At 67.8% G+C, this 6,297-nt stretch carries 6 protein-coding genes; 5 read left to right on the forward strand and 1 reads right to left on the reverse strand.

The features are described 5' to 3' along the window. The 5 genes from BH719_RS09840 to BH719_RS04910 all read left to right on the forward strand — a co-directional run. The coding region (locus tag BH719_RS09840) for a hypothetical protein (RefSeq protein WP_216818687.1) at positions 1-463 on the forward strand (463 nt) is incomplete at its 5' end. Further along, entirely contained in the window at positions 463-1,332 is an 870-nt protein-coding gene (locus tag BH719_RS04895; protein WP_009743651.1) for a hypothetical protein, read from the forward strand. The genes BH719_RS09840 and BH719_RS04895, both read left to right, overlap by 1 nt. Then, complete coding sequence (locus tag BH719_RS04900; protein ID WP_009743652.1) at positions 1,332-2,105, forward strand: hypothetical protein; 774 nt, start codon at positions 1,332-1,334, stop codon at positions 2,103-2,105. Before BH719_RS04895 ends, BH719_RS04900 begins: the two co-directional genes overlap by 1 nt. A 188-nt stretch (positions 2,106-2,293) precedes the next feature. Next, the gene (locus BH719_RS04905) at positions 2,294-3,493 is read left to right on the forward strand and encodes a hypothetical protein (protein ID WP_009743654.1); all 1,200 of its coding nucleotides are present in this window, start codon (positions 2,294-2,296) and stop codon (positions 3,491-3,493) included. Between the two features lie 182 nt (positions 3,494-3,675). After that, entirely contained in the window at positions 3,676-5,019 is a 1,344-nt protein-coding gene (locus BH719_RS04910) for a hypothetical protein (protein ID WP_009743655.1), read from the forward strand. Between the two features lie 100 nt (positions 5,020-5,119). Here the strand turns inward: BH719_RS04910 and BH719_RS09625 are convergent. After that, positions 5,120-6,297 (reverse strand): hypothetical protein (locus BH719_RS09625; RefSeq protein WP_009743656.1); only part of this gene is annotated, 1,178 nt, incomplete at its 5' end.

Below are 6,297 nucleotides of genomic sequence, written 5' to 3' on the forward strand. Positions count from 1 at the left end.
CAGTGGACCAGATGTTCCAAGGGAGACGATTCTTGGAAAAACTCCTTCGGATCCGATCAAGAAGAGTTTAACTAAGGGGCCTGATGGGAAACCGCTGGAGCCTACGGATTGGACGTTACCAGGGAATGACACGAATCTAAGGCTTGAGGCAGATCATATTGTTCCCTATGAGCGTATTCAGATGATGGAGGGTTTCGACAAGCTCAGCCGCGCTCAACAGTCGCAAATCGCGAACTGGCCGGAGAACTTCTGGGCAATTAGCATGAGGGCCAATCGGTCTCGTGGGGATAGTTACTTCGCTGATTGGGGAGGTCATCTTGGTCGGCTCAAGTCCGAGCGGGGCCCGTCGGGATTCGCCCATCCGGTGGAGCCCCTGGTGTGCACGGAGATGTCGCGGATCGAGCGGATCCTGGAGCAACGCATCCAGTACATGATCGACAAACTAGTGGCAGGGGGGCTCTGATGGGTTTGTTCTCGCGGTCTAAGGGGTGTGGGCTGACGAAGTTGGAGGAGTTGAACACCTACACGTACAAGCACGGGTCTTTGCGTTTCGTGGAGGAGGCCCCGCCCGAGGGGGCGCCCTTGCCGGAGGAGTGGCGGGCGTTGCCCGCTTTGTCGCCCGCCGAGCGGGTGGGGGTGATGGCGGACCGGATGGACCGTTTTGTGGGGGACGTGCTGCCCAAGACTGTGGACTTCATCAGGCGGTGCGGGAGGGACGCCGAACTGGCCGTGTGGGAGGACGGCGGGCGCTACCTGGTGATCTACACCTTCACTGAACCCGAGGGCGGGACGTTCTACTGCTGCGCGGGAAACCCCCGCCAGCCCACATGGCCCGCTGAATCCGTGCCCAAGCGCTCGGCGGATTCGTACGGCGGCATGTCGGTGTACGACTTCAACGTCCATGCGGTGTGGGACCGGGTCCCGCCCAAGCTGCGGTCCTTCTACGAGAACGTCCACGACGGATTCCTCCACGACACAGGTGGTTCCTTGTTGCTCCACGAGCTCGTGGATGTCAACGAGTTCCGCAGCGGCGGCTTCGTCGACTTCGACATGCTCGACAACGACGCCCTGTGCGACCGGGCCCAGGGCTGCTACATCTTCTGCGACCCTTCCAACTCCTATCTCACCGTTGACGTGGTAGGCACCTGCCCCGGGCGGGCCGACTACTGGGACAGCGACGGGGTCTTCCGGTTCGGTATCGACTTCTGGGAAATAGTGGACGACTGTCTCGGAGGGCTGCTGGATCTGCTCGATCACCCTGGCGGTGGCGGCACGCGGCAACCGCTGACGACCAGCGAAGTCGATGAGGTCGACGACGAAGGGGGCCGCTGATGGCTATTCTGCCGTGGCGCAGGAGGCGCCAGTTGGCCGAGCAGGCGAAACTGGACGAGCTCAACCGCCTCATGTCCTACGGGGGCGCTGTCAGCTTCGTAGAGGGCCCGCCCTACCCCGATCAGGCGTGCCCCTCGTGGGAGAACTACCGCCTCTACGATCCCACCAGCCGTGGCGGGAGTATGGCCACGGAGATGGGGATCGCAACTGCCGGCGCTTTGTGGCGCACCGGCGACCTCTTGCACCGTTGCACACGCAGCGCGCGGGTGGCCAAGTGGGGGGACCGCTACGTCGTGGTGTACACGCTGGTCAACTCCGACGGTCAAACGGCCTACTACTTCGGGGGTGATCCCATGCGCCCGTCGTGGCCACTGAGCAGTGAGGCGGGGTATGGGCGCAATGTGCGGGCCGTGTGGTCCCGCGCCCTGGAGGTGTGGCCCCTGTACAGGTGCATCCTGGACGGCTTCGTCTCGTGCGCTCAGCCGTTCACTGGCGTCTACCAGGTGGGGGACATCAACGAGTTCTCCACAGGGGAGTACGCGGGCCTTGGACTGGACGACGAGGGGCTGCGGGCGCGGGCCAGGGGCTGCTACCCGTTCTACCGCGGCCCCGGCGGAGATATCGTCACCCTCGACATCACCGGCCAGTGCCCCGGGCGCGCCGACCTATGGCACCCCCGGGCGGACCCAGAACTCGACATCGACTTCTGGGACACCATCGACACCCTCCTCACCACCACCATCGACCCCCACCACAACACCCAGGACAACTGATGGCACACCGCCCGCTCCCACTCCTTGGAGCATGCGGTTGGTGCGCCGGCGGTTGCGCCTGTTGTGGCCGGGGCGGAGGTGGGGCACGGCGCGCAGGGGTCCGGTCCGTAGGGGTTGGTCTGCGTGTGTGTGCGTTGTTCTGGTGTTCGTTTACAAGTGAGGAGTGGGGGCTGGGTTTGTCCTGGGTCATGGAGTACAACATCATTGCTGGTGGGCCGGTTGGTATTGAGGATGTGGAGGCCGTGTTCGGGCGGTGGGGGCGGGTGTGCCCGTTGGGCGGGGGCGCGGTGGATGTGGTGATCGGGGATTGCGGGTTCGTCATCGCCCCGGAGGCGTCGTTGTCGGTCAATCCCGCTTTCGTCAGGTGGGTGGCCCACGCGCGTGGTTTCGGCGGCTCGGCCCGCGTCTACAGCACGGAGATCGACGAGTCCTATTTGGAGTCGGAGGGGGAGGAGACCGAGGTCAGCCGCCAGGTGGAGGCGGGCTTGGCCCGGCTCGCCGAACGCGTGGGCGGGGTGTACGCCCCCTTCTTCCAGGGGGACGCGATCGACTACACCGACCCCGTCGGCGGGTACTACTCCTTCGCGTCCGGGCCGATCCCCTCCGCCCGTAAACGCGAGCCGGGTTCTCCCGCCCTCCACTTGTCGTGGTACGGGCGCCCGGGCCCGCAGGCGGCGCCGCTGGAGCAGTGGGCGGACTCGCTGGAGCGGCATCTGCCCCAGTGCTGCCCCCTGCGCCGCCCCGCTGTGGAGCCCGTCGTCGGGGGCGGTGCGCTCTGTATGCGCTACGGGGTGCCGTGGGGGGATGTCGTGCTCCACGAGCCCGGGGCTGGTGCCGTTTCGGACGGCACGGCGGGGGGTGGGGACTGCGGGCACCCGGGCTTGTACACGCTGTCGTGCACGGTCCCCGTCAACGCCTTCGAGAGGGACGATAGGCCGTGCTTGGACGAGTTGCGCGAGTTCGTGGCGCTGGCGGCCGAGGACCTGGGGGCGGAGGTGGCGACTTGCGAGCTCGTCTACGGGTACGACTGCGGGTCGGGGGTCGCGTGGCCGACCCGCAAGGCCAGTGCGAAGCGGGTGGTCGTGGTGGACGGGGCGGGCCGCCTCCTGGGCCTGCCCGCGATCCCGGCGTGGCTGGTGTGGCTGGGCCCCGCCTACTCCGGCCTCCTGGCCGAATGGGTCGAAGCGAAGGCGAAGAACGGCATATCGTGCCTGATCAGGTACCCCGGCTTCCAGGGCGTCCTCTTGGACCTCGAAGGAAGCGCGGAGCGCTACGACAAACCCAGCCACAACGGCTGGTGGTTCCCCGAGGAGTACCTTCCCCGCAAGCGCCGCTTCAGCAAAGCATGGGAACCCGCCCCCCGCATTCCCCACTGGGACGGAGAATAACGGGGACCCGCTGAGGCGCCCAGGCCCAACAAACCGCAGGAGCGCATCCAGTGCATGATCGATCAGATGCTGCCGCCCAAGCCCCCTGCGGGGGGCAATTGGCCGCCCGTCCGGTGCCCTTCCCGGGACCCGCCGCCGTCACGAAGGGCTCCAGCCCCGAATCTGACCGTTAGGATGGGATTATGAGCGGAACCGACCACGACTCCCCCGTCCATCAGATCCTCCTGCCCGACCTCCCCGTCGATATCGGACCGTTCGTCGGCAGGATCGAGGTCGATACCACCACCGCTGGAACCGGGGAGGCCGGGCGGGCCTCGGCCGCCGAAGGGCGCATCGAAGTGGACGCCGACCTGGTCTTCTCCCTGGCGGCCAGCGAGGACCAGGCGGGTCTGGGATCGCGGGTGGGGGACTACCGCATCCTGCCCGTGGCCCCACTGCAATCCCTCGGCTCGCGGATCCTGGAGGCGGCGCACGAGGATCCCGCAGACGCCCTCGAAGCACTAGCGGAGGAGCCTGTCGCACTGCCCGTCGCATTCGACGACGACGGAGTCCTACGCCTGATCGCCTGGCGCGCCGACGAGGACGCGAAAGCGGAACTCAACATCTACTCGAGCGCCGCGGCAGTCCTCAACGATTTCGCGGCAACGGGTCCGCTCTTCATTTTCCGGCACGGCGCCAGTCTGGTCGATTACGTGGGGCGCAGAACGGACCTGATCTCCTCCGTCGCCGTCGATCCAGTCCCAGGGGGCGCCGACCGGGTCGTCTTCCCCTCGGAGCTCTTCGCCCTCATCCGCTCCGACGCCGAGGCAGCCACCGAGAAAGAGCTGGGCGGCCCCGCCCGGACCAGCGCCCCCGAGCAGGACGGCGGACCCCGGCCGGCTCCCACGGGCTTCACACTCAACCTGTCCGGGGACTGGGCGCGCATCGACCTCACCGCTGACAACGCCGAGCGCGAACGCTGGATCCACCGCCTCGTCAAAGACCGGACGCGCCAACTCTCCGACGCGGGGGCCCTGCTGCGCCAGGAGATGCGCGCATGGCTGGACGATGCCTCGTCACAGGCCAAGGCCAACGGCGGACTGGAGTTCGCCTTCTCCACGGCCCGTATCCGCTCCGTGACGCTGGCGCTGTCCGTCGTCACCTACTGGCGGACGATCATGACGGACAACCCGGGCGGCGCTTTCGCCACGATGCGCGCCCACATGGAGGAGTCCAGCGCCCCCGACGACGAGCTCACGGTCGTGGATTCCGGCGGAGACCGCGTGCTACGTGCGATCCGCAACCGTTTCGGGGCACCCGAGCTGGGCGGCTCCGACGTCCCCATGTTGTTCCTCGACTACTGGATCGAAGTGCCCGGCGACCCCCTCGCCCTGGCGCACATCGCGTTCTCGACCCCCCACGTCGCCATTCGTGAAACCATCACCGCGCTGTGCGACGCCATCGCGCTGCAGGGGGCCTGGACCTTCCCAGGGGAGCGAGGAACGGGTCGCGGGGAATCTGTCGAGGCGTGCCCCGACGACGAGTGAGTGGCAGCAGGCAGGAGGGGCCAACGGTGCTCACACCGGGCGCCAGTGCCCGCGCGTTGGGCAAGCGGCGCGGGGCACTGGGCGGTCGGCCACTCGTCTGCTACGAGTTGCGCATCCGCGCCTGGAATGACGCCTTCGGGGAGGACAGTCCGCCGATCTGCGCCTCGAGGTCGCACGAGTCGGTGGGTTGCTCGGCCAGCACCCGGGTCCCGCTGACCCGCGCGGACGAGCACGTGGTGAGGGTGAGCCCGTCCAGGCCCTGGCCGCCCGTCAGGTCGAGGAGGGCTTGGATCTCCGCGCCATCGCGGGTCTCGGAGGAGACGAGGTCCGTTTCCGTCGTCCCGTCCGCTTTCCCGTTCCACGTGGCGGTGACCGTGTAGGGGACCGGCGTCGCCTCCGTCCCGTCCAGGCTCACCGACTCGGGTTTGACGGATATGCCCGTGACCCTTTGCAGGGGGAAACGGGTGCCCGTCATCGTGGACAATGCGGACGCGGTGGCGGAGTCCACCGCCGCCAGCCACTGGGAGTAGTCCGCAGGTGCACTCCCGTCCTCACCGACCAGGTCGAGGTCCACGGGCAGGGAGACGACCTGCTGCTGGCCGTAGGCCACGGGGGCGAGCACGATGCGGTAGCCGCACGGGACGCTCATCCCATCGGTCGACGCTTTGATCGGCTGGAGGGCGCTCTTCGCGTCCGACGGGGCGGCGCACTTGCCGTCGTGGACGCCCGGCAGCACCACCAGGACCTCGCCGGAGACCGTGACTCTCGGAGCGACGGAGTAGGTGAGTGTGAGGATGGTCCTCTTCACGTCCTTGTCCCATGTGGCGCTCGTATCGACGCGCAGTCCCGTCGCCGAGAAGTCGCCAGTGGTCCGCGCGTCGCCGATGGACAGGCCGGCGTAGGGATCCTCGTCCGCAGTGCCCGAACGCCCGCCCAGCCACATCCACGCGCCCGCGCCGACGGCGATGGCGCACACGGCCGCCACGGCGCACCACAGGATCCACCGCTTCGGCTTCGCCTCCGCGGTTCCCGTGTCCGTGGGCTCTGGCCCCACGACGTAGTGGTGGAAACCGGGTTTCAGGATCGTCTCATCGCCCTCGGGCTCGGCGAGGTCGACGCCGGGCGCCTCGTCCTCGACTGCGGCGGGGCGTTTGCGCTTGCGGGAGCTCACGATCGTCATCTCGTCGTGGATGGTGCCCGCAGCGCGCCCGGTGTCCGCATCGGCGGGGGCCGCTGAGGGCACCCAGCGCTCGTCGTCTGCGCCGGGCGGACCATCGG

This window comes from Pauljensenia hongkongensis, from assembly GCF_001746855.1.
GTDB lineage: Bacteria > Actinomycetota > Actinomycetes > Actinomycetales > Actinomycetaceae > Pauljensenia > Pauljensenia hongkongensis.

Bases quoted from the DNA above. Each gene is read 5' to 3' on its own strand.
- BH719_RS04895 (WP_009743651.1), top strand. From the start codon at position 463: ATGGGTTTGTTCTCGCGGTCTAAGGGGTGTGGGCTGACGAAGTTGGAG.
- BH719_RS04900 (WP_009743652.1), top strand. From the start codon at position 1,332: ATGGCTATTCTGCCGTGGCGCAGGAGGCGCCAGTTGGCCGAGCAGGCG.
- BH719_RS04905 (WP_009743654.1), top strand. From the start codon at position 2,294: ATGGAGTACAACATCATTGCTGGTGGGCCGGTTGGTATTGAGGATGTG.
- BH719_RS04910 (WP_009743655.1), top strand. From the start codon at position 3,676: ATGAGCGGAACCGACCACGACTCCCCCGTCCATCAGATCCTCCTGCCC.